The sequence below is a fragment of the Rathayibacter sp. AY1B6 genome, from assembly GCF_002932755.1.
Lineage (GTDB): Bacteria > Actinomycetota > Actinomycetes > Actinomycetales > Microbacteriaceae > Rathayibacter.
In genome coordinates this window covers 43,994-65,127 of record NZ_PSWL01000020.1, presented here as the reverse complement: position 1 = coordinate 65,127, position 21,134 = coordinate 43,994, and the positions used below count along the sequence as shown (strand labels likewise).

The window sequence follows — 21,134 nt, the reverse complement described above, 5'->3', positions numbered from 1 at the left end:
CTTCCCGCGCGCGTCGGGCAGGACGAGGATGGGCGGATGATCGACATCGAGAGCTGGATCGCCGGCTACGAGAAGGCCTGGGCCACGGACGACGCGGCCGACGTGGAAGCGCTGTTCACCGAGGACGCCGAGTACTTCACGGCACCGCACCGCGACGCGATCACTCCGCGCGACGCGATCGTGGAGTGGTGGCTGGCGGAGGAGGAGCCCGCGGATCCCACATTCGCGTGGGGGCTGGTCGCGCTGACGGAGGAGACCGCGGTGGTGGAGGCGCGCACCGTCTACCCGGGCGACCGCACCTACCTGAACCTCTGGGTGATCCGCTTCGCGCCGGACGGGCGGGCGCGCTCGTTCACGGAGTGGTACATGGAGGAGCCGGCCGACTCGGTGTCCTGAGGCCCGAGGGGGGCGTGCGATCTGCAGGACGACGTGCGATCTGCAGGGGGGCCCGATCTGCAGGCGGGTGTCCGATCTGCAGGCGGGTGTCCGATCTGCAGGCGGGTGTCCGATCTGCAGGCGGGTGTCCGATCTGCAGGCGGTGTCCGATCTGCAGGCGGGTGTGCGATCTGCAGGCGGGTGTCCGATCTGCAGGGGATCACAGCTGTCGCCGACGGGCTCCCGCGGAGGAGAGCGCTCTTTCACTCGGAAGTCCTGCAGACGGCACCCGGGGAGCCTGCACAACGCACCGAGTCCTGCAGATCGCACTCCGGGAGCCTGCACAACGCACCGAGTCCTGCAGATCGCACTCCGGGAGCCTGCAGAGCGCACGCGGGCCTGCAGATCGCACGGAAGCCTGCAGAGCGCACGCGCGGGGGCGGCGCCGCGCGGTCAGAGCTGCGAAGCGCTGAAGGTGTCGCAGCTGGTGGCGTCGCCCTCGAAGCCGGCCTGGAACCAGCGCTGGCGCTGCTCGGCCGAGCCGTGCGTCCACCCCTCCGGGTCGACGGTGCCGGTGGCCTGCTCCTGGATGCGGTCGTCCCCGACGGCGGCCGCGGCGCCGAGCGCGTCCTGGTACTCCTGCGCCGTCACCGGCTTGAGGTAGGGGGTGCCGGTCTCGTCGGGCACCGTCGAGGCGTCGCCCACCCAGGCGCCGGCGAAGCAGTCGGCCTGCAGCTCGAGGCGCACCGAATCCGACTCGGGGCCGGTGCCGGAGCGGTCCGCCGACTCCATCGCGCCGGTCAGGTTCTGGATGTGGTGGCCCCACTCGTGGGCGAGGATGTACATCTGCGCGAGCGATCCGCCCGAGGTGTCGAACCGGGTGCGCAGCTCGTCGAAGAAGTCGGTGTCGAGGTAGATCGTCCGGTCCGGCGGGCAGTAGAACGGGCCGACCGCGGCGGTCGCACTCCCGCAGCCGGTGGTGGTCTGGTCCTCGAACAGGTCGACGCCGGTCGGGGTCGTGTAGGCGACTCCGAGGGTGGGCGTCTGCTCGCCCCAGTAGCGGTCGAGCGACTCGGCCGCGCCCTCGAGGCGGCAGTCGACCTGCGTGTTGGCGTCGGCGCCGCTGTCGCAGGCCACCGCGGTGGAGGTGACGCCCTCCGGCGAGGAGCCTCCTCCGCCGAACACCTCGCCGAGGCCCGAGAGGTTCACGCCGAGCAGCTGGGAGAGCAGCGCGAGCACGACCACACCCACCGCGCCTCCGCCGACGGCGATGCCGGTGGTGCGGCCTCGGCGGCGGACCTTGCCGCCGCTGAGCTGGGAGTCGTCGTTGAAGGTCATGCGGACGAAGCTAGCGCTCCGCGGAAGGGCGCCGCTCGGGCTTGCGGTCAGCCCCAGCGCGACTCGCTGGCAGAGCGGATGATCTCGAGCAGCGCCTCGCGCAGGGGGCCGTGCTCGAGCGAGCCCGGGAACATGTCGACCTCGAGGCGGTGCGCCCGGCGCCAGGCCTCGCTGCCCGCGGCGGTGAGCGCGACCAGCTGCCGGCGGCGGTCGGACGGATCCGTGGTGCGCGAGACGTGCCCCTCGCGCTCGAGGCGCTCGATGGTGCGCGACATGGTCTGCACCTCGACGTGGGCCGAGGCGGCCAGCTCCTTCTGCGCGACGGGGCCCGCCTGCAGGAGGTGCAGCACGATCAGTCCGGCGTGGGTGAGGCCGATCTCGGCGAGGGCGCCGTGCCAGGCGTGCTCGACCATCCGGGAGGCGGTGGAGAGCAGCCGGCCGGTGGGCCAGTCCTCCATCCCGGAGGAGTCGTCCGCGCGCATCTGATCAGGGTAGACCCGCTCCCGGGGCGCGACGGCACCGGGCGCGGGACGCTCAGGCGCTGACGCCCCGCGCCTCCCGGCCGCGAGCCGCGGACGGGCCGACCGTCACGACGCGAAGCGGTCCGTCGCCTCGATCAGCGCGTCGAGGATGCCCGGCTCGTCGAAGGCGTGGCCCGCGTCGGCGATCATCCGGAAGTCGGCCTCGGGCCAGGCCCGGTGCAGGTCCCAGGCGGTGAAGGCCGGCGTGCACATGTCGTAGCGGCCCTGCACGATGACGGCCGGGATGTCGCGGAGGACGCCGGCGTCGCGGATGAGCTGCCCCTCCTCCAGCCAGCCCTTGTGCACGAAGAAGTGGTTCTCGATTCGGGCGAAGGCGAGCGCGAAGACGGGATCGGACCAGTCCGCGATCAGCTCCGGCTTCTGCAGGAGGGTGATGGTCGACGCCTCCCAGGTGGTCCAGGCGACGCCGGCGGGACCGTGCACGGCGGGGTCCGCGTCGTGGAGGAGGCGATAGTACGCCTCGATGAGGCCGCCCCGCTCGCCGGCCGGGACGACGGAGGTGTAGCCCTCCCAGAGATCCGGGTAGACCGCGGCGGCGCCCCCCTCGTAGAACCACTCGAGCTCGGCGCGGCGGAGGGTGAAGATGCCGCGGAGGACGATCTCGCTGACCCGCTCCGGGTGGGTCTCGGCGTAGGCGAGGGCGAGGGTCGAGCCCCAGGAGCCGCCGAGCACGAGCCAGCGCTCGACGCCGAGGTGCTCGCGGAGGCGCTCGATGTCGGCGACGAGGTACCAGGTGGTGTTGGTCGAGAGGTCGGCCTCCGGCTCGCCGGCGTGCGGCGTGGAGCGGCCGCACATCCGCTGGTCGAACAGCACGATGCGGTACTTCTCGGGGTCGAACAGTCGGCGGTGGGCGGGCGAGGTGCCGGCTCCGGGGCCGCCGTGCAGGAACACGACGGGCTTGCCCTCGGGGTTGCCCGAGACCTCCCAGTAGAGCGAGTGGCCGTCGCCGACGTCGAGCATGCCGGAGTCGTGGGGCTCGATCTCGGGGTACAGAGTGCGCATGGCCCGCACCCTACCGACTGTCAGGGTCGCGGTCCGCGAGGCGGGCGGCCCGGCCCCGGAGAGGGCGGGAGCGCCCGCGTCCACCCGGCGCACCCGCCTCCCGCGGTCGTTACTGTGGAGCGGACCTGCACGCCCCCGTCGAAGGAGCCCCCATGCCCACCACTGTGCGCGGCGTCATCGCCCGGTCGAAGGGCGCTCCCGTGGAGCTCGTCGACATCGTCGTCCCCGACCCGGGCCCGGGCGAGGCCGTGGTCGACATCGAGACCTGCGGTGTCTGCCACACCGACTTCCACTACCGCGAGGGCGGGATCAGCGACGACTTCCCCTTCCTCCTCGGGCACGAGGCGGCCGGTCGGGTGAGCGCGATCGGCGAGGGCGTCACCCACGTCGCGGTCGGCGACTTCGTGGTCCTCAACTGGCGCGCGGTCTGCGGCGAGTGCCGGGCCTGCACCCGGGCCGAGCCCTGGTACTGCTTCAACACCTTCAACGCGACGCAGCGGATGACCCTGGAGGACGGCACCGAGCTCAGCCCCGCCCTCGGGATCGGGGCCTTCGCCGAGAAGACCCTGGTGCACGCGAAGCAGTGCACGAAGGTCGATCCGGAGGCGGACCCCGCCGCGGTGGGCCTGCTCGGCTGCGGGATCATGGCCGGCCTCGGCGCGGCGATGAACACCGGGAACGTGACCCGCGGCGACTCGGTCGCGGTCATCGGCTGCGGAGGAGTCGGCACGGCCGCCGTGGTCGGCGCCGCTCTCGCGGGCGCCGGCACGGTCATCGCGATCGACCGGGACCCCAAGAAGCTGGTCGCGGCCGAGAAGCTCGGCGCCACGCACGTCATCGACTCCAGCGGCCTCGACGAGGCGGGCGTCGTCGCAGCGGTGCAGGCCCTGACGAACGGCTTCGGAGCGGACGTCGTCATCGACGCCGTGGGCCGCCCCGAGACCTGGCGACAGGCGTTCTACGCCCGCGACCTCGCCGGGACCGTGGTGCTGGTCGGGGTGCCGACTCCCGAGATGACCCTCGAGATCCCCCTGCTCGACGTCTTCGGCCGCGGCGGCTCGCTGAAGTCGAGCTGGTACGGCGACTGCCTGCCCGAGCGCGACTTCCCGATGCTGACCGGCCTCTACCTCCAGGGCCGCCTGCCGCTGGACGAGTTCGTGAGCGAGCGGATCGGGATCGAGGACATCGAGGAGGCCTTCACCACGATGGCCGGCGGCGACGTGCTCCGCTCGGTGGTGGTGCTCTGATGGGCGCACGGATCGAGCGACTCGTCACGAGCGGCACGTTCAGCCTCGACGGCGGCACCTGGGACGTCGACAACAACGTCTGGATCGTCGGCGACGACTCCGAGTGCGTCGTCATCGACGCGGCCCACGACGCGGAGGCGATCCTCGCGGCCGTCGGCGAGCGCCGGCTCCTCGCCGTGCTGCTGACCCACGGGCACGACGACCACCTCGACGCGGTCGAGGGCGTCCGCGCGGCGACCGGCGCCCCGGTGCTGCTCCACGAGGCCGACCGGATGCTGTGGGACGCCGTGCACCCCGGCACGGCCCCGAGCGGCGGTCTGGTCGACGGTCAGGTCGTGACCGTCGCCGGCATCGCGCTCGAGGTGCGCCACACCCCGGGCCACACCCCCGGAGCGGTCTGCTTCGTGGCCGAGGCGCTGGGGACGGTGTTCACCGGCGACACGCTCTTCCAGGGCGGCCCGGGGGCCACCGGCCGCTCCTACAGCGATTTCCCGACGATCATCGACTCGATCACCGATCGCCTGCTGACGCTGCCCGCCGAGACGGTCGTCCGGACCGGCCACGGCGACTCGACGACGATCGGAGCGGAGGCCCCGCACCGCGAGGAGTGGATCGCGCGCGGGCACTGACCGGGCGGGGGGGCAGGCGCGCGCGCTGTCGGCCCACCCTCTGCGGCGTTCTGCTCATCCGGGCCTTCGCCTCGGTGTGGGTATTTCGCAACAGGTAGGCCGTGCTCTCTTGTTACCGTGAACAATCGCCGGTACCGTGCGGAGACCACACCGCAGGCGGGATCCCCCGTCCGCCCACCGGTTCGCTGCAGAACCCGAGAGGACACGTCGACGATGACGTCACGACCCCCGGGCGGAGGCAGGCGCTCGCGCCTGCTCGCCGCCACCCTCGCCGCCTCCGCGACGATCGCCCTCGCCGCCGGCGCCGCCGTGCCGGTCGCCGTCGCCGCGACAGCGGCGACCACCCCCGCGCAGAGCCTGCTCGCGGACTTCACCTTCGACACCGCCCCGAGCGGAGGCGCCTTCACCGACAGGTCGACCCGCGCCGCCGTGAAGGGGACGCCGACCCTCGTCGCCGGGCGCACCGGGCAGGGCAGCGCCGTCTCGCTGTCGTCCTCGTTCTGGCTCGATCTCACCGGGACCGACGGGCAGCCGCTGCTGAAGGGGCGCGACTCCGTCACCCTGTCGTACGACTCCAAGCCCGCCGCCGCGGACAACGTCGGCTGGTCGGTCTTCGCCGCACGCTCGGCCGCGACCCAGGACTACGCCCAGGAGAAGTACGTCGGCGTCCTCGACAGGACGACCGGCATCACCGTCGAGCGGTACGCCAACAGCGGTGCCCGCGACTCCTCGGGCAACCTCACCGGCCCGAGCAGCACGGAGTGGAAGCACGTCGACCTCGTCCTGAGCGCCGGCACCGCCCGCCTCTACGTCGACGCGAAGCCCGTGGCCGTCACGACGGCCGGCCCCTCGCTCGCAACGGTCCTCGGATCGACCGGCGGAGTCCTGCAGGTCGGCAAGGCCAACTGGGGCGGCGGGGAGTACTTCACCGGTCTCCTCGACAACCTGCGCGTCTACGACCGCGCCCTGACCGGGGCCGAGCTGGGCGCGACCAGCAGCACCGTGGCGACCGACCTGCGCGCAGCACTCGACGTCCCCACGACCGTGCTCGGCGACCTGCCCGCGCAGGTGCTCGGGAACACCGTGACCTGGACCGCCTCCGGCGCCGGCGCCGCGCGCGTCTCCTCCACCGGCGCCGTGAACCTCTCGGGCCTCACCGCTCCCGTCGCCGTCCGCCTCCAGGCAGCCGTCGCCGGGCAGACCTACGCGTGGGACAGCACCCTCGCCGTGCCCGGTGGGCGCATCGCCACCTCCGTCAAGACCGTCACCACGACGAACGGAGTGAAGGACGACCCGCTGGCCTACAACGACGACCGTCGCGCGGACTCGCTCTTCACGGCCGCACTGCCCGCCGGCGCGACCACCTGGGAGCCGCTGAACCGCTCGCAGTCGATCCTCTCCGTCCTCAAGGACGGCGACCAGGCGCAGCGCCCGAACGCCCAGATGGGCTCGCCGCTGCTGTTCCGCTCGAAGGACGGCTCGCTCGGCGCGGTCTCGTCGCAGAACAACGCGACGGACTCCGTCTACCTCTGGAGCTCCGCCGACGGCCGCACCTTCCGCGACCAGCGCGTCCTCCGGGTCGCGCCGGGCTCGGTCGTGACCGACCCGCGGATCGTCTTCGACTCCGCCCTCGGCGTCTACAAGCTGTTCTGGACCGATCTGCTCACCACCGAGGGCCGCGTGACGCTGTTCACCGACCTCGCCTCCGGCACCGCTCCCGGAGCGACCACCCGCGCCGACGCCCGCGTCCCCGGTGTCCAGGGCTCGGGTCTCCCCGCCTGGTTCACCCAGGGCCAGGCCGGCGAGACGACGCTGACCTCGTCCGAGTTCGGCACGTTCTACCGCGAGTACGTCGACCTGAAGAACACCGGTGTGAAGTCGCTCAGCGGCTCCGTCGACTCCGGCGCCGGATCCGCTGCGATCGCCGCAGCGCTCCCGGGGCAGGCCGTGATGGAGTACAACGACGGCTCGACCAAGTCGCTCAACGTCGACTGGCAGGACGATCTGACCACCGCCGTCGACACCTCGCGTCCCGGGACCTACCAGGTCACCGGCGCCGTCCAGCAGGACCCCGAGGCGATGGTCAACGAGGCCCGCGCGGATCCGCACGTCTTCTTCAACGAGGACGACGGCTACTACTACCTCACGGGCTCGCACTACGGCCAGGACTCCCTCGGCCCGATCGAGGAGAGCTCCAGCTACCGCAAGATCGGCCTCAAGCGCTCGAAGACCATCGCCGGTCTCGACTCCGCTCCCGAGCAGATCGTGATCGACCCCGACGCCGGCACGCCCGGCCTCCAGAGCCAGTACCCGAACACCTTCTACGGCTGGGGCGGATACATCTGGGCGCAGGAGTTCCACAAGATCAACGGCACCTGGTGGATCGTCGCCGGCATGAACAAGGGCTACGCGCCGGTCGGCGGCTGGTGCGACAACACCGTCCTGATCCCCTACACCGGGACCGACGCCTCGATCGCCGCGGGCGGCTTCCTCGACAAGACGAAGTGGGGCGAGCCGGTCGTCCTCGAGGGCGCGGCCTTCGACGTCAGCTACATCGACCGCCAGGAGAACGGCGCCACCCAGGGCTACTGGATCCTGCCCAACGGCAACACGCTCTCACTCGCCAAGGCGACGATGGGACCCAAGGGCACCGTCCCGCTGGTCTCCGGTGCGGTCAGCCGCATCTACGGCGAGAGCCAGCCGTGGGAGTCGGGCAAGCGCTCGCCGACCCCGTCCGACACCACCGAGGGCAGCGACCAGGGCGTCGTCGAGGCGCCGTTCATCGTGTCCGAGGGAGGACGCATGTACCTCACCTACTCGGGCGGAACGGTCGACAAGTACTACTCGCTCGGCATGCTCACGGCCGATGCGAACGCCGACCTCCTCAACCCCGCGACGTGGACGCAGACCGCGTTCCCCGTACTGGACACCGAGGACACCTACCTGGGCCGTCTCGGCGCGGACGAGACGCAGTACTTCTCGCGCCAGCAGGCCGGTACCGGGCACAACTCGTTCGTCGAGGACGAGTCGGGCAACCTGCTCCTCGCCTACCACGCCCGCCCCTACCCGGACCCGCACACGGCGACCGACCCGCAGAACGCGGGCGGCCTGTTCGACTCGGACCGCAACACCTGGTTCAAGGGCGTGAACATCCGCGCGAGCGGCCGGCTCGACCTCTCGCTCTCGAAGGAGCAGGAGGTGGCCTCAGCCAACCGCACCGTCACGGCGACGATCACCGTGAAGGCGCCGGCTGTGCCCGTCACCGCCACGGCAGCGGCTCGCTGCGTCGCGGGCAAGGTGGTGGTCACGCTGACCACCGTCAACAAGGCCGCGTCGAGCGCCGACCTCCGCTGGAACACCCTGTGGGGCGCGAAGACGCAGCAGATCGACGCGGGCCGGACCGCCTCGCTGGCCGTGACCACGCGGGCCGCCTCGGTCACCGCCGGCACCGTCCAGGGGGTCGCCACCGTCGGCAGTGCCTCCGCTCCCGTGAGCGCCGCCTACCCGGCGCTCCGCTGCGGATGACCTGACCGGCTCCTTCGACCGACGACGCCCGGCCGCCCCTCATCTGAGGGCGGCCGGGCGTCGTCGTTCCTCTCTGTGGTGATGTGCCGGGCGAACGGGTCGCGGCCCTCGATGATCTCGGCGGTGCAGCCGGCATCGCGGGAGAAGACCCACCGGATGACGCGGCCGCGTCGGACGACCGGACCGTTGCGATCCACGACCGACTCCCTCATCGAGGGGAGGTCGTCGGTCGACGAGGTACGGGGTGTCGTGAGTCGGACGGGAAGAGGCGAGCCGGTCTGTCGCTGCTGCACGAACCGGCCCGCCCCTTCGGCATCGTCTCAGTGGACGAGGGCGACCTCCGCCTCGTCCCAGGCGGGGTCGAGGTCCTCCTTCGTCCCTCGGATGAGGAGGAGTCCGATGACGGAGGCGGCGACCATGGTCACTGCGGCAGCCAGGAACACCGCCTTGTAGCCGTCGGTGAACGCGGCGAGTTCCGCCGTTCCGGACGCCACGGCGGAGTCCGCGGTACTCGCGTAGAACACGGTGAACACCGCGAGCCCGATGGATCCGCCGATGTGGAACACGGAGTTGACGACGGCGGAGGCCACACCGGCGTCCTCGTTCTCGACCCCGAGAAGGGCGAGGTTCTGGACGGGCACGAAGAGCATGGAGAGTCCGATCCCGAGCACGACCAGGGCGGGCAGGACCTGGAGGAAGTAGTTCCCGTCCGGGGTGATGCCGAGGAGCAGGAAGAGCCCTGCTGCCGAGACGAGCGGCCCGACGATCATCACGGGTCGGGGGCCGAACGTGTTGAGGATCTTCGTGGTGACGGGCGAGAACGCCATGATCGCGACGGTCATGGCGAGGTTCGCGAGCCCGGCCGTCAGCGGCCCCATTCCGAGGACGATCTGGAAGTAGAACGCGAGGTAGAGGATGGCCCCGATCATCACGGCGCCGTTCGCGGCCTGAATCAGGATCGCGCCGCCTCGCACGCGACGCAGGATGACGCGCAGGGGCAGCAGGGGCTGGTCGACCGTGCGTTCGATGAGCACGAAGACGGTCAGCAGGACGATGCCGAGTGCGAGGAAGGCGACGGTGTCGATCGCGCCCCATCCGTGCTCGGCCCGCGTGAACCCGTAGACGATCGCGCCCAGTCCCAGGGTCACCGTGACGGTTCCCCAGACGTCGTGGCGATTGTCTCCGTCCGCCTTGCTCTCGCGAAGCACGAGAGCCCCGCCGACGAGGCCGAAGGCGACGAAGACCAGGTTGACGAAGAGGCACCAGCGCCAGTCCGTGAATTCGGTGAGCACGCCGCCCAGGATCAGGCCGATGGCGGCTCCGGATCCGGCGACCGTGCCGAAGACGGCGAAGGCGAGATTGCGTTCCTTGCCGTGGGTGAACGTGACGGTGAGCATGGCGAGCGCGGCGGGGGCGAGCAGCGCTGCGAACGCGCCCTGGACACCGCGGGCGATGACGAGCTCCATACCGCTCTGAGCCAGTCCGGCCCAGAGCGAGGCGGCTCCGAAACCGGTCATCCCCACCATGAAGGTGCGCTTCCGGCCCCCGTAGTCGGCGATCCGACCGCCGAGAAGGAGAAGTGCTCCGAAAGCGAGGGCGTAGGCGGTGACGACCCACTGGCGCAGGCTGTCGCTCATCCCCAGATCCGCTTGGGCTTGAGGCAGGGCGATGGTGACGATCATCGTGTCGAGGACGACGACGAGCTGGGTCATGGCGAGAACGGCGAGCGCCCACCAGCGGGCGTTCGGCTTGTCCGCGATTCTGGACATGGAGAAACCTCCAGGCTTCTGAGGAATGAAGTCGCTGGAGGTTTTCAGCCTCGGATCCCGCACCGGCAGTGCACCTGACCGCCCGCAGCTCTGAAGCTGGGCAGGCGATCACGGTAACACAAGTTCACAATCATGAATGTACAGTTTCTCCCTGATTCGTCGACCGGGAGAGCCATCCCTCCGGGTGCGGTCCGTCGTCAGGACGACCCGCACCGAGGGGGTCGAGCCTCACCTTCCGACGTCGGCAGGAGAGGATGGCAGACTGGCGGCCGACGCTGTCGCACCCGCTCGTGCGGCGACGCGTCGAGACCCCCCGGGCCGCCTCAGCACCCACCATCCCTAGCCGCTCACTCGGACCGAGGGAGCGGCGGAATCGATCACGACATGGAATCGAACCCGCCCAGCGGTGAGGAGGTCCTGCCTTCTCCTCGGACGTCTCCTCGCGCGACGCGACCCAACAACCGGACTCGGATCCTCGACGCAGCGGTCCGCGTCGCGGCGCGGGAAGGATCTGTCCGCGTCACGCTCGAAGCGACTGCCGAAGAGGCTGGGCTGACACGCGGTGGAATGATGTACCACTTCCGCGATCGAGCCGATCTCGCCCGTGCTCTCCAGGAGCACGTCGCGGCCGGCTGGGAAGCCCAGCTGATCGACGTCGCAGGGAAGACGGCGGACGAGGCCACCTTGACGGAGCGCGTGACCGCCTACGTCACCGTCGCCCTGACACCGTCGACGCGCATGCAGATCGGACTCCTCCAGGCCACGGGCAGCGACACCGCTCTCCGAGCGCCGGTAGCGGAGGTGCGCCGACGGTGGACGCCCTCCGCAGAGGAGACCGCGACCGATCCGATCGCTCTCCGCCAGTTCATCGCCTGTCTTGCTGCTGACGGCCTGTGGTCGCACCACTCCCTCGGAGGTGATCGGATACCGGACGACACTCGAGCCGCGGTGATCTCCGAGATCATCCAGCTCTCCAGCCCGGGGTGATGCACGAAGGGCACTTTCCGGCGCGAGGCGGGTCCCGGCCGGGAGGAGCCCGACCGGGACCGAGGCTCTTCCTTCTGCGGTCGAGGATCAGGACAGGCCTGTCCCCGGACCCGGCTCCTGGGTCGAGCCGAGCCCCAGGCCGTCCCTGCTGAGGATGCAGCAGGGACGGCCTCCTCGAGGAGCGCCGCCATCGCCTCGCACCACGGCAGCACGGTCGCGAACGTCACCGACACGACCGATCCGACGACGGCCGACCAGGAGATGTCCGGCGTGCGCCCGCACAGGCACTCCCCTCGTCAGCGGGACAGCAGCGCGACGTGGATCTCCTCGGCGAGGAGGTCCAGCGCTCTGGCGTGGGACGCCAGGAAGGCCCGGCCGTCGCGCGTGATCGAGAAGCGCTCGATGCGCTGCAGCGGCGTCCTCCTGCCTCTCTCGAGGAGCACCAGACCGTGGCGTGAGAGCCGGAGGAGGCGCTTGCGCACCTCGACGACATCGACACGGTGGCCGGAGCGGTGGTCGAGTACCTCTCGGAGGCGGGACTCGTCGCGGTTCTCGCCGGTCGCGAGCGCGATCAGGATGAAGACGTCGGTGCCGCAGTCGAGCCCGCAGGCTCCGCAGCGGTTCGTGCGCCGCAGAGGGCGTGCGAGGGACGCGAGGAATCGATCGAGCATCACGGGTGTCTCCTGGGGAACGGCGGTCTCCTGCTGCAACGGGAGGAAGGGGCCGGGCCGCTCACCGCCGGCGCGCGTCCGGGAGTCGCCTCAGGAGAGCTCCACGCATCAGCGCTCAGCCCGGACAGGGGAATCCGGCCCGATCGCCACTCCGATCCGCAGCCGGTAGTGATGCCGGCTCGGCGGAATCGGCGGGCGATCAGGGCCGGGGACCCACTCGTCAGGTGCAGGGGGGCTCAGGAGAGAGGGAAGGCGTTGCCGTTGATCAGCAGGAGGTCGTGCGCTCCGACCGCAGCTGCGCTCCCGGCTGCTCCGTCGTCCTTCTCCTCGGCGAGGCCGTGCGGTTGCGCGGCCTTCGCCAGCACGAGCCCGGCGGTCGGGACAGTCCCGGTTCTCACGCTGTGATGCATCTCGTCGGTCGTCCTTCAGAGGTGGCGGCACTGCAGGTCGGGCGCAGTGCAGGTCGGGGCGGTACAGCAGGGGAGCGGGCGATCGTGTCGCCCGCTCCCCCGCCTTCTCAGCGGCAGCTGCGTGCCGGGTAGTCGACGCTCGTCTGCGCGGTGACCGTCTTCCCGTCGACGACGGCCTTCCCTGTCGCGGCCACCGTCCCGGCGGGGATCGAGACCGCGCGGGTGGTGACGGCGCCCGACGCGGATGCTCCCGGCGCGACTCCGGTCACGGTCTTCGAGCCGAAGGCGGTGACGGTCGTGATGTCCATGGTCGAGCGGCTGTCGTTCTTGACCACAGTGGTCAGGACGACCTTCCCGCTGACGCAGCGGGTCGACGCCGTGGCGGTCACGGTGAGCGGCGACGTGACGGTGACCTTCGCGGTCACGGTCCGGTTCGCGGGCGCGACCTCCTCCGTCGGCGTCAGGTCGAAGACCGGTCGGCCGTCGGCGGCGTAGTGGATGCGGGCGAGACGGGTGTCGCGGCCGTCACCCCCGACTCCGTTGCCCCAGGTGTGGTAGACGTACAGGTCGTTGCCGTCCTCGTCCTGGGTGACGGCTCCGTGGCCGGGACCCTGCTCGTAGGCGCGGTAGTCGACGACGCCGTCGGGCAGGGGGACGCTCTGCAGGAGCGGGCCGTCGTACTTCGTCCAGCTCGCGATGTCGGTCAGGTCACTGCCCTCCTCCGCCCAGGCGCCGCCCACGATGTACTTCGGGCTGACGCCGCTGCTGGAGTAGACGAGCGTGATCCTCCCGTCGCGCTGGATCGCGAACGCTCCCTCGGACAGGTGGTCCTCGAACGTCAGCGAGGGCACGATGATCGGGGTCGGCTCGCCGATGACGCGGGTGGGGTTCGCGGGATCGACCTTGGCGATCCAGGTCGCCGGGTCGCTCACTCCGTTGTCGACGTAGCGCTGGGACCACGCGTAGTACCCGGTTCCACCGGACTCGAAGTAGGTCATGTCGAGGCTGATGTTGCGTCCCGTGCCGGGGCGTCCGAGGGCGCTCCCGTCGCTCTTCAGGACGGCGCGCGGCGCGCTCCAGTCGGAGGGGTTCGCGGGGTCTCCGCCGTCGCGCAGCTGCATGATGTGCGCCTGCACCGTGAACCACTGACCGTTCTGGTTCGACTGGTCGTTGTCCGGGTTGAAGCACGGGGCGAACAGGATGGAGAGCTTGCCGCCGATCTCGTGGATCTCGGGGGCCCAGTAGCAGCCCGCGATCACCTTGCCCTCGGCGGTGCGGTCCATCCGCGTGGTGCGGTTGAGGAGGTCCACCTCACGCGCGCGTCCGCCGTTGTCGTCGCTGAGCTGGTCGATGCTGTCGGCGACCCGGATCGGCAGGTGCTGCGAGGCGACGTTGTTGTTGTTCGTGTCGTCCGTGGCGGTGAAGAGGTACTGCGTCTTCCCGTTGCGCTCGTAGCGGTAGATCGTCGGATCCGCGCGGTTGTAGGCGAACGGCTCGTTGTACTGCCGCTGGCGGACGGTCCCGGAGAGGTCGTACGTTCCCGGGCCCTTCGCGGCGAGGTCGGCGAGCTGCTGCTGGTTCCAGTCGATGCCGAGGCTGCCGGTCGAGCCGTCGTTGTAGGAGAGCTGCGCCTTCACTCCGGACAGGGCGGAGGTGTCGCCCTGATCGATCGTCTGCGGTGCGACCGAGGATCCGGTGTTGACCGTGCGGCCGAACCTCTTGGCGAGCGAGTCGGCGACGGAGCCGGAGACGGTCAGCGCGCCGCCCGGCAGAGCGTCGGGGACGCGGCCCGAGACCCCGGAGAGGTCGGGAGCGGCGACAGTGGCGGGGCTTCCTCCGAGGACCGCACCGCGGTTCCCGTCGGTCACGACGACGCTGCGACGGCCGCCGTCCTTCGGCCAGAACGCCTGCGCGCGGAGCTCGGTGCGGGCGAGGTCCGTGACGGTCGTGTACTTCGCAGCCCCGGAGGAGTCCGTCCAGGAGACGAGGTAGCGGTTCTGGTCCGTGTCGTAGACGGCCTTCGGCGCGACGACGCCCCCGGTGGTGCCGAGGTCGATGAGGCCGAGCTCGGTGAAGTCGGACGCGGTGGCGTCCGTGGCCTTGAAGACCAGAGCGCTCGAGGCCCCGGTGCCGTCGGACGCGCCCGACTGCAGAACGCGGGTGGCGATCACGCCGACGGTCCCGTCGGCGAAGGTGAACAGCGAGGGGTTCGCGAGGCCGCGGTTGTCGGCCTTGTCGGTCCCGAGGAAGACCCCGTCGGCGAAGAGGACTCCCGAGTTGCCCGAGAGCGGTGCCGCGTCGGCGACGGACGAGCCGAGTGCCAGGTGGAGGCCGCGGGCGATCGTGTCCTGGTTCGCCTTGTCCTCGCCGGTCGGCGTCCGGGTGTACGACACCACGGTCTTCGCCGTGGAGGCGCTGAGGACGGTGGTGCGGAAGGTCTTCGTCAGCGTGGTGGTGCCGACCTTCACGGAGGCGGTGAGCGCGAGCGCCCGGTCGGTCGCCGTGTCGTTCACGAGGCGTCCGCCGGACAGGCCGGCGCCGTCCGCGCTCCACGACACGGTGTAGCCGGCGAGCGTGGGAAGAGCGGTTCCGGAGGCGACGGTCGGCGGGACGACGAGGGCGGTGCGCAGGCGCGCCGTGGCGTCGGCCTCGGTGTCCGCGGCGACGGTGACGCTGCGCGCGGTGCCGGTGGCGGCGGATCCGGCGAAGGTCGCGGTCGGGGTCAGGGTCACGGTGGCGTTCGCCGAGCCGGGTGCCGGGCGGCGCACGGAGCCGTCGGTGCCGATCACAGCGGGGTCGCTGCTCGCCCAGGTGAGGACGGAGCCGCCCGCGCCGCGGGTCGGCAGGGAGAGGTCGCTGGTGACGGGTCCGGTCACGGAGACGGTCGCCGCGGCGGCGTCCGATGCGGCGATCGCGGCGGCGGCCGGAGCCGCGTCCTCGCGCACCTGGTCCTGGGTCAGTGCGGAGGAGTAGACGTGCACGTCGTCCATCGCCCCGGCGAAGAGAGGGTCGGGGCCGTAGAACGACTTGCCGAGGAGGCCGGAGAAGGCGGAGGTGCCGACCGTCGCCGCTCCGGTCGCGGAGGTCGGGGTGGTCTGGGCGAGCCGGCCGTCGACGTAGGTCGAGACGCTGACGCCGCTGCGCAGGACCACGGCGACGTGGCTCCAGCGGCCGGTGGCGGCGGGACCGGAGTCGGCCGCGCGCTGCTCCGAGCCGTTCTTCACGGCACCGATCAGGTTGCCTCCGCACTGGGGCGTGGTGAAGAGGTACCGCTCGGTCGACTGCCCGAGCGCGTACGCCCAGCTGCAGCTCTGGTTCCCCTCCCAGCGCAGCCAGGCTGACATGGTCACGTCGGTGGTGGCCGCCGTGGTCAGTCCCGGCGCGATCTCGGCGTAGGCGGCGGAGCTGCCTGCAGCGCCACCGGGGAGGCGGAGTGCGCGGTCGGTGCCGCCGCGCGGGCCGGCGACGGTCGTCGCTCCGGTCCCGCGCACGGTGGCGGAGCGGCCGGCAGCGGAGTCGGTCAGGGTCGTGCCCGCGCCCACGGCGGAGCCGACGGCGGCGGACGAGGAGAAGTCGTAGGAGAGGACCGGGCTGGGCACCGCGGCCTGTGCGGGTGCCGCGCTGAGCGCAGCCCCTCCCGCTGTCAGGCTCGCGGCGACCAGGAGGGCCGTCGTGCGTCGGAACCGCATTGTTCGTCTACTTCCGTGGGAGAGGTGGATGCGGGGAGCACGGACCAAGGGTCCGTGCTCCCCTGCTCCGGTGGCCGGAGGCCCCGGAACGGAGGAGGTCAGGGGAGGGGCGGCTCGACGCCGCCCCTCCCCTGTCACCGGCCTAGCGGCAGGTGAGCGCCGAGTACGGCGCGGCGGCCGTCCTCGTGCCGTTCGCGTCCTTCGAGGTGACGCTCACCTCGCCCGCGGCGACCGAGGTCGCCCGGGTGGTGAAGGCGGCGGAGACGGACTTGCCGGGAGCGACCCCGGTGAAGGTCCTGCTCCCCCACTGCGAGCCGACGGTCATCTCGACCGTGGAGCCGCTCGTGTTGGTGCCGGTCGCGGTGACCGTCACCTTGCCGGCGACGCAGCGGCTCGCGGCCGAGGCCGTCAGCGACGGTCCGGGAGGAGCCGTGGCGGTGATGGTGGCGATGGCCGGCGTCGCTGCCGAGTTGGCGAGCTGTCCGCGTACCTGCACGGTGTCGCCCGCCTTCTTCAGCGAGCTGAGATCGGCCGTCTCCCACGTCACGGCGACCGTCTCGCGGTGACCGTCCTTGAACGTCGCGCCCACCGTGGCGGGCAGGTCGACGGTGGTCGATCCGGCCTGCACGGTCCGCGCCACGGCGTCGATCGAGGTCACCAGGAGCGACGGGTTCCACTTCGCGGCGAGCCCGTCGCGCTCCTTCGCGGTGATGGAGACGACGGATCCGTGACGGGGCGAGGTCGGCAGCGAGAAGCTGCTGGGGATCGTCCACTGGATGTCGCCCTCGAGCGAGTTCGTGCCGAGCGGGATGTAGCCGCGTCCGCCGTAGTTGTCGGTCCAGAGGAAGTACTTGTACCCGGACCGGTCGCCCTCGTTGGTCTTGAAGATCTCGGGACCCTCGACCTCCGGCGTTCCGGCGGTGCGGCCGATGCAGGTGTCGATCAGGCTCCACGCGCCGGAGGCGGTGGTGGCACGGAGGTTCGTCGACTTCTGTCCGATGATGTCGGGCGAGGGGCAGCCGCTGGTCTCGGTCGCCTTCGTGAAGCGGTAGTAGGTGTCGCCGTCCTTGAGCATCGTGGCGTCGATCAGTCCGTTGCTCTTGTTGAGCGAGGGGACGTCAGCGGCCTTGAACCAGACCTCGGGGGTGGTGAAGTCGCGGAAGTCGCGGGTGGTGGACGTGAGGATCTGCGGTCCGTTGCCGTCCTCGACGTTGCGCGTGCTGTCGGTGAAGAGGGCCGAGGTCCAGTAGACGACGTAGGCGTCGATGGTGGGGTCGTAGGTGGCCTCCGGCGCCCAGGTCATGCCCGCGTTCGGCAGGTTGACCTCGACGTGGCGCTGCTGGCCCCAGTTGACGAGGTCCGTGGACTCCCAGATCTCGAGGTAGCGGCTGCCGCGGTTGGTCGATCCGCCGAAGCCGGTGGTGCCGACGGAGAGGTCGGTGGCCATCAGGAAGAAGCGGTCGCCCTCCTTCGAGCGGAAGATGAACGGGTCCCGCAAGCCCTTCGTGCCCAGGGTGGAGGTGAGGATCGGCTGGGCGTCGTTCAGGGTCTTCCACCTGAGCGAGTCGTTGCCGTCGGAGGTCGCGAAGCGGATCTTCTCGCCCTCGATGCTGTCGCCGGTGAAGTACGCGAACAGGTACGCGTCGAGGTCGCTCGCGGCCACGGGGGCCGCGGCCGGAACGGTGCGCGTGAGCGTCCGCACGAGGGGCGTGGTGCCGGGGACGGTGATCGTCGCGGTGAGGGTGACGGTGGTGTCGGCGGACGGACGCGTGAGCGAGCCCTTCGCGACGACGTTCGGCGCGGTGCCCTTGTCGGCGGAGGTGATGACGGCCTCGTTCGACGAGGTCCAGGTCACCACGGCGCTGGAGCTGTTCGCGCGCGCGGCGGTGGTGGCGACGTCGGCTCCGGTCGAGGGCAGGTTCAGGCTGCCGCGTACCGGTCCGGCGAGGGCGGGATCGTTGGTGATTCCGTCGGCGACGGCCCGGGCGAGCTCGGCCTCGGCGCTGTCACCGGCGGCGTACGCCGGGACGAAGACGGTGGTCGCACGGCCGACGACGGTGATGCCGCCGTGGACGGCGGTCGGGGTCAGCGTGACGGTGGCGTCCGGGCTGCCTGCGGCGGGCCGGGTGACGACGCCGCTGGCGCTGACGACGCCGGGGGCGCTCGACGTCCAGGTGATCGTGGAGCCGTTGGCGCCGGTCGTGGGGAGAGTGAGGTTCGAGGTGACGTTCGAGGTGTCGCCGAGCGACACGGCGGCGTCCTGGTTCGCGAGCACCGAGTGCACGGACGCGGCGCTCTGCTGCACCTGGCCGGCGGTGAGCGCGGAGGTCCACACCTGCATGTCGTCGATGGCCCCGGCCCAGTAGGCGTCCGCGCCGTAGAAGGACTTGCCGAGGAAGCCGGAGAACGTGGAGGTGCCGATCGCCGAGGCGGCGGTGAAGGTCGTGCTGCCCTGGCCGACGAGGGTTCCGTCGAAGTAGGTCGAGACCGACTGGCCGCCCTTGACGACGACCGCCATGTGCACCCAGCGGTTCGCAGCGACCGGAGTGGTGCCTGCGGCCCGCACCTCGGAGCCGTTCTTGATCGCACCGAAGCCCGCGGGTCCGCACTTCGTGGTGGAGAGGACGTGGGAGTCGACGCTGGAGCCGAGCGTGAAGGGCCAGGTGCAGTCCGGAGCACCGCTCCAGCGCAGCCAGGCGGACATCGTGACGTCCTGCGTGCCGGCGGGGATCAGGCCCGGGGCGATCCGGACGTGCGGCGCGGCCGACGTGCTCGATCCGCCCGGGAGCGAGAGAGCGCGGTCGGTGGAGGCGCCGGAGGGGCCCGCGACGCTGGTCGCGCCGGCGTTGATCAGGGTCCCGGGGTGGTTGCCCGGAGCGGAATCGGCGACGACGGCTCCGTTGGCGAGCGTCGCGCCGATGCCGTCGAACGAGTACTGCAGCGCGGGAGCGGGAACGGTCTCGGCGGCACCGGCGGCACCGATCGGTCCGAGGACGCCGCCGAGGCAGGCGATGGCGAGCGTCAGCGCGGCGCCCGCTCGGGGGAGGCGTGAGCGCCGGGTGCGCTCCTGCCGGGGGGTTCGTGACATGAGGGGGTCCTTCAGGTGAGGGGTCGGAGGGGGAGGACGGAGCCCGCGTGACCGGCCGGCGGAGTGGTGAGTCCGGCGTTCGTCTGGCGGGGAGGGAATCGCCGGGAGGCGGCCCGGGACGCGGGCCCGGCGACCCGCGATCGGGAGGCGGACACCGACGTGCGGGCGAGGACGTGGCGTCGCGCGGTGCGGGCGCCGACGGCGGTCACCGCGTGGGAGGTGTCGGCGGGGTCGGCAGCCGTCGGGGCCGGGCGTGGGCCTGCGGCGGGTGGGTGCGGCGGGAGGGTGGTGCTGTCGTCATCATCGACGTTCCTCTCAGGTTCGCCTTCGAACCGGTCGGAGTGGGACGCGAGCCGCGAGGACGCGCTCGCCCACTTCAGGGGACACCGTACCGACTTTTGTTAACGGTAACAATGGCGGATTCCCGGGGGATGCCGCAGCAGCGGCGAGTGTGAGCGCTCTCTCCCCGCGAGCACGGGGATCCGCGTCGACGGATCACCCGCGCACGGCGGGGCTCGAACCTGATCCGCTCGAGCCCGGCACTTGACACCGGCTCCGGGACCGGTCGATGGTTGTCCACGTCAACATGCAGGTCGTGATCAGCTTCCCCTCCCACACGGAGCGTCGGCGCTGACGCGTCCCGCGGCGGGACGACCGGATCACCATCCCGGTCGCTCCGGCGCATTCTCTGCCGTGCTCCGATCCCTTCGGACACGGCTTCTTCCTGCGACCCTCACCCGCGTCCCTTCGGGGACGCCGGATGTCTGTGAAAGGCACCCATGTCCCGGACAACGAAGTCCCACCCGTCCAAGCGCCTGATCGGCGCCGTGATCGCGGCCGTCGTCGGCATCACGACCTTCGGCATCAGCTCGCCCGCCTCTGCGGCCACCGCCCCGGTCGGCCTCGGATCGGCGCAGGAGATCCGCAACCAGCACAGCAGCATGTGTCTCGACGACTTCGACTTCGGGACTCAGCCCGGAGCCGAGGTGCGGCAGTGGAGCTGCACCGAGGGGAGCAACCAGCGCTGGCAGGTCACCGACCTCGGCACAGGCTACGCCGAGATCAAGAACACCTTCAGCAACCTCTGCCTCGACAACTTCGACTTCGGCACCACCCCGGGCTCGGAGGTGCGGCAGTGGAGCTGCAACGGCAGCACCGCCCAGCAGTGGCGGATCACCTCCGTCGGCGGAGGCTACGCCGAGATCGCCAATCGGCACAGCGATCTCTGCCTCGACAACAAGGACTTCCGCCAGCTCGACGGCTCCCCCATTCAGCAGTGGACCTGCACCGGCTCCAAGGCCCAGCGCTGGGCACTGACCGATCCGACCGTGCAGAAGATCACCTGGACGCTGAACCGCGTCGCGAGCCCGACCGCTGACGAGGCCGACGCCTACGCCCGCATCACCGACGCGATGGACCGCGCCGTGGCCCGCTACAACCGCCTCAGCAACATCTCCCGCTCCCTGACCGTCTCGTACAGCCCCGGAACCCCGACGGCCGATGCGAACATCTACGGCCAGATCCGCTTCGGCAAGGAGCGCGTCTACATGGTGGAGGGCACCGCCATGCACGAGATCTCGCACACCGTGGGCTTGGGCACGTCGACCACCTTCAACACGAACTGCGAGAACAGCAGCTGGGACTCGGCCCTGGCACTGCTGCGCACCTGGGACGGACCGGACGCGACGATCCAGTGCACCCCGGGTCACATCTTGAACTACGGCCTCAACTACAACAGCGAGTTCAGCCAGCTGAACCTCGAGCGCCACGTGAAGCTGGTGCAGTCCATGCTCAGTGACGGCATGTAGCCGTCACTCGAGGCACGCCCGAACGAGCATCCTCGCCGCCCCTCGCGGGCGGCC

General features: G+C 71.1%; 14 protein-coding genes. 6 read left to right on the top strand and 8 right to left on the bottom strand.

The window, feature by feature from the left end:
• Positions 1-36 precede the first annotated feature (36 nt).
• On the top strand, positions 37-396 hold the full coding sequence (locus tag C5D08_RS11745; RefSeq protein ID WP_104277183.1) for a nuclear transport factor 2 family protein: 360 nt from the start codon (positions 37-39) through the stop codon (positions 394-396).
• 432 nt (positions 397-828) lie between these two features.
• Here C5D08_RS11745 and C5D08_RS11740 read toward each other — a convergent pair whose 3' ends face one another.
• The 3 genes from C5D08_RS11740 to pip form a co-directional block, all read right to left on the bottom strand.
• Positions 829-1,713 carry a neutral zinc metallopeptidase gene (locus C5D08_RS11740; RefSeq protein ID WP_104277182.1) on the bottom strand — a complete coding sequence of 295 codons (885 nt, stop codon included), beginning with the start codon at positions 1,711-1,713 and terminating at the stop codon, positions 829-831.
• A gap of 47 nt (positions 1,714-1,760) precedes the next feature.
• A complete protein-coding gene (locus C5D08_RS11735; protein WP_104277181.1) occupies positions 1,761-2,195 on the bottom strand; it encodes a MarR family winged helix-turn-helix transcriptional regulator in 435 nt (144 codons plus the stop codon).
• Positions 2,196-2,300: 105 nt separating this feature from the next.
• Complete coding sequence (pip, locus tag C5D08_RS11730) at positions 2,301-3,257, bottom strand: prolyl aminopeptidase (RefSeq protein WP_104277180.1); 957 nt, start codon at positions 3,255-3,257, stop codon at positions 2,301-2,303.
• Positions 3,258-3,409: 152 nt separating this feature from the next.
• Here pip and C5D08_RS11725 point away from each other — a divergent pair, with 152 nt between their 5' ends.
• The 3 genes from C5D08_RS11725 (at position 3,410) to C5D08_RS11715 (ending at position 8,658) form a co-directional block, all read left to right on the top strand.
• Positions 3,410-4,504, top strand: a complete 1,095-nt coding sequence (locus tag C5D08_RS11725; protein ID WP_104277179.1) for an S-(hydroxymethyl)mycothiol dehydrogenase — start codon at positions 3,410-3,412, stop codon at positions 4,502-4,504.
• Complete coding sequence (locus tag C5D08_RS11720) at positions 4,504-5,133, top strand: MBL fold metallo-hydrolase (RefSeq protein WP_104277178.1); 630 nt, start codon at positions 4,504-4,506, stop codon at positions 5,131-5,133. Before C5D08_RS11725 ends, C5D08_RS11720 begins: the two co-directional genes overlap by 1 nt.
• Positions 5,134-5,346: 213 nt before the next feature.
• Positions 5,347-8,658 carry a family 43 glycosylhydrolase gene (locus C5D08_RS11715; protein WP_104277177.1) on the top strand — a complete coding sequence of 1,104 codons (3,312 nt, stop codon included), beginning with the start codon at positions 5,347-5,349 and terminating at the stop codon, positions 8,656-8,658.
• 320 nt (positions 8,659-8,978) lie between these two features.
• Here the strand turns inward: C5D08_RS11715 and C5D08_RS11705 are convergent, their stop codons facing one another.
• Entirely contained in the window at positions 8,979-10,427 is a 1,449-nt protein-coding gene (locus tag C5D08_RS11705) for an MFS transporter (RefSeq protein WP_104277175.1), read from the bottom strand.
• Positions 10,428-10,559: 132 nt separating this feature from the next.
• On the opposite strand from C5D08_RS11705, the gene C5D08_RS11700 reads away from it, so the two are divergent.
• A complete protein-coding gene (locus C5D08_RS11700; protein ID WP_104277174.1) occupies positions 10,560-11,414 on the top strand; it encodes a TetR/AcrR family transcriptional regulator in 855 nt (284 codons plus the stop codon).
• Positions 11,415-11,710: 296 nt separating this feature from the next.
• Here the strand turns inward: C5D08_RS11700 and C5D08_RS11695 are convergent, their stop codons facing one another.
• The 4 genes from C5D08_RS11695 to C5D08_RS11685 all read right to left on the bottom strand — a co-directional run bounded on the left by C5D08_RS11695 (position 11,711) and on the right by C5D08_RS11685 (position 19,272).
• Positions 11,711-12,088: a hypothetical protein gene (locus tag C5D08_RS11695; RefSeq protein ID WP_104277173.1), complete on the bottom strand. Its 378-nt coding sequence runs from the start codon at positions 12,086-12,088 to the stop codon at positions 11,711-11,713.
• A 233-nt stretch (positions 12,089-12,321) separates the two neighbouring features.
• A complete protein-coding gene (locus tag C5D08_RS17045) occupies positions 12,322-12,483 on the bottom strand; it encodes a hypothetical protein (RefSeq protein ID WP_181110158.1) in 162 nt (53 codons plus the stop codon).
• Positions 12,484-12,602: 119 nt separating this feature from the next.
• Positions 12,603-16,184 carry a LamG-like jellyroll fold domain-containing protein gene (locus tag C5D08_RS11690; RefSeq protein WP_104277172.1) on the bottom strand — a complete coding sequence of 1,194 codons (3,582 nt, stop codon included), beginning with the start codon at positions 16,182-16,184 and terminating at the stop codon, positions 12,603-12,605.
• A gap of 142 nt (positions 16,185-16,326) precedes the next feature.
• Positions 16,327-19,272, bottom strand: coding sequence for an immunoglobulin-like domain-containing protein (locus C5D08_RS11685; RefSeq protein ID WP_104277171.1), 2,946 nt, complete (start codon positions 19,270-19,272; stop codon positions 16,327-16,329).
• Between the two features lie 779 nt (positions 19,273-20,051).
• On the opposite strand from C5D08_RS11685, the gene C5D08_RS11680 reads away from it, so the two are divergent.
• Positions 20,052-21,080, top strand: coding sequence for an RICIN domain-containing protein (locus C5D08_RS11680; RefSeq protein WP_104277170.1), 1,029 nt, complete (start codon positions 20,052-20,054; stop codon positions 21,078-21,080).
• The last annotated feature ends 54 nt before the right edge of the window (positions 21,081-21,134 follow it).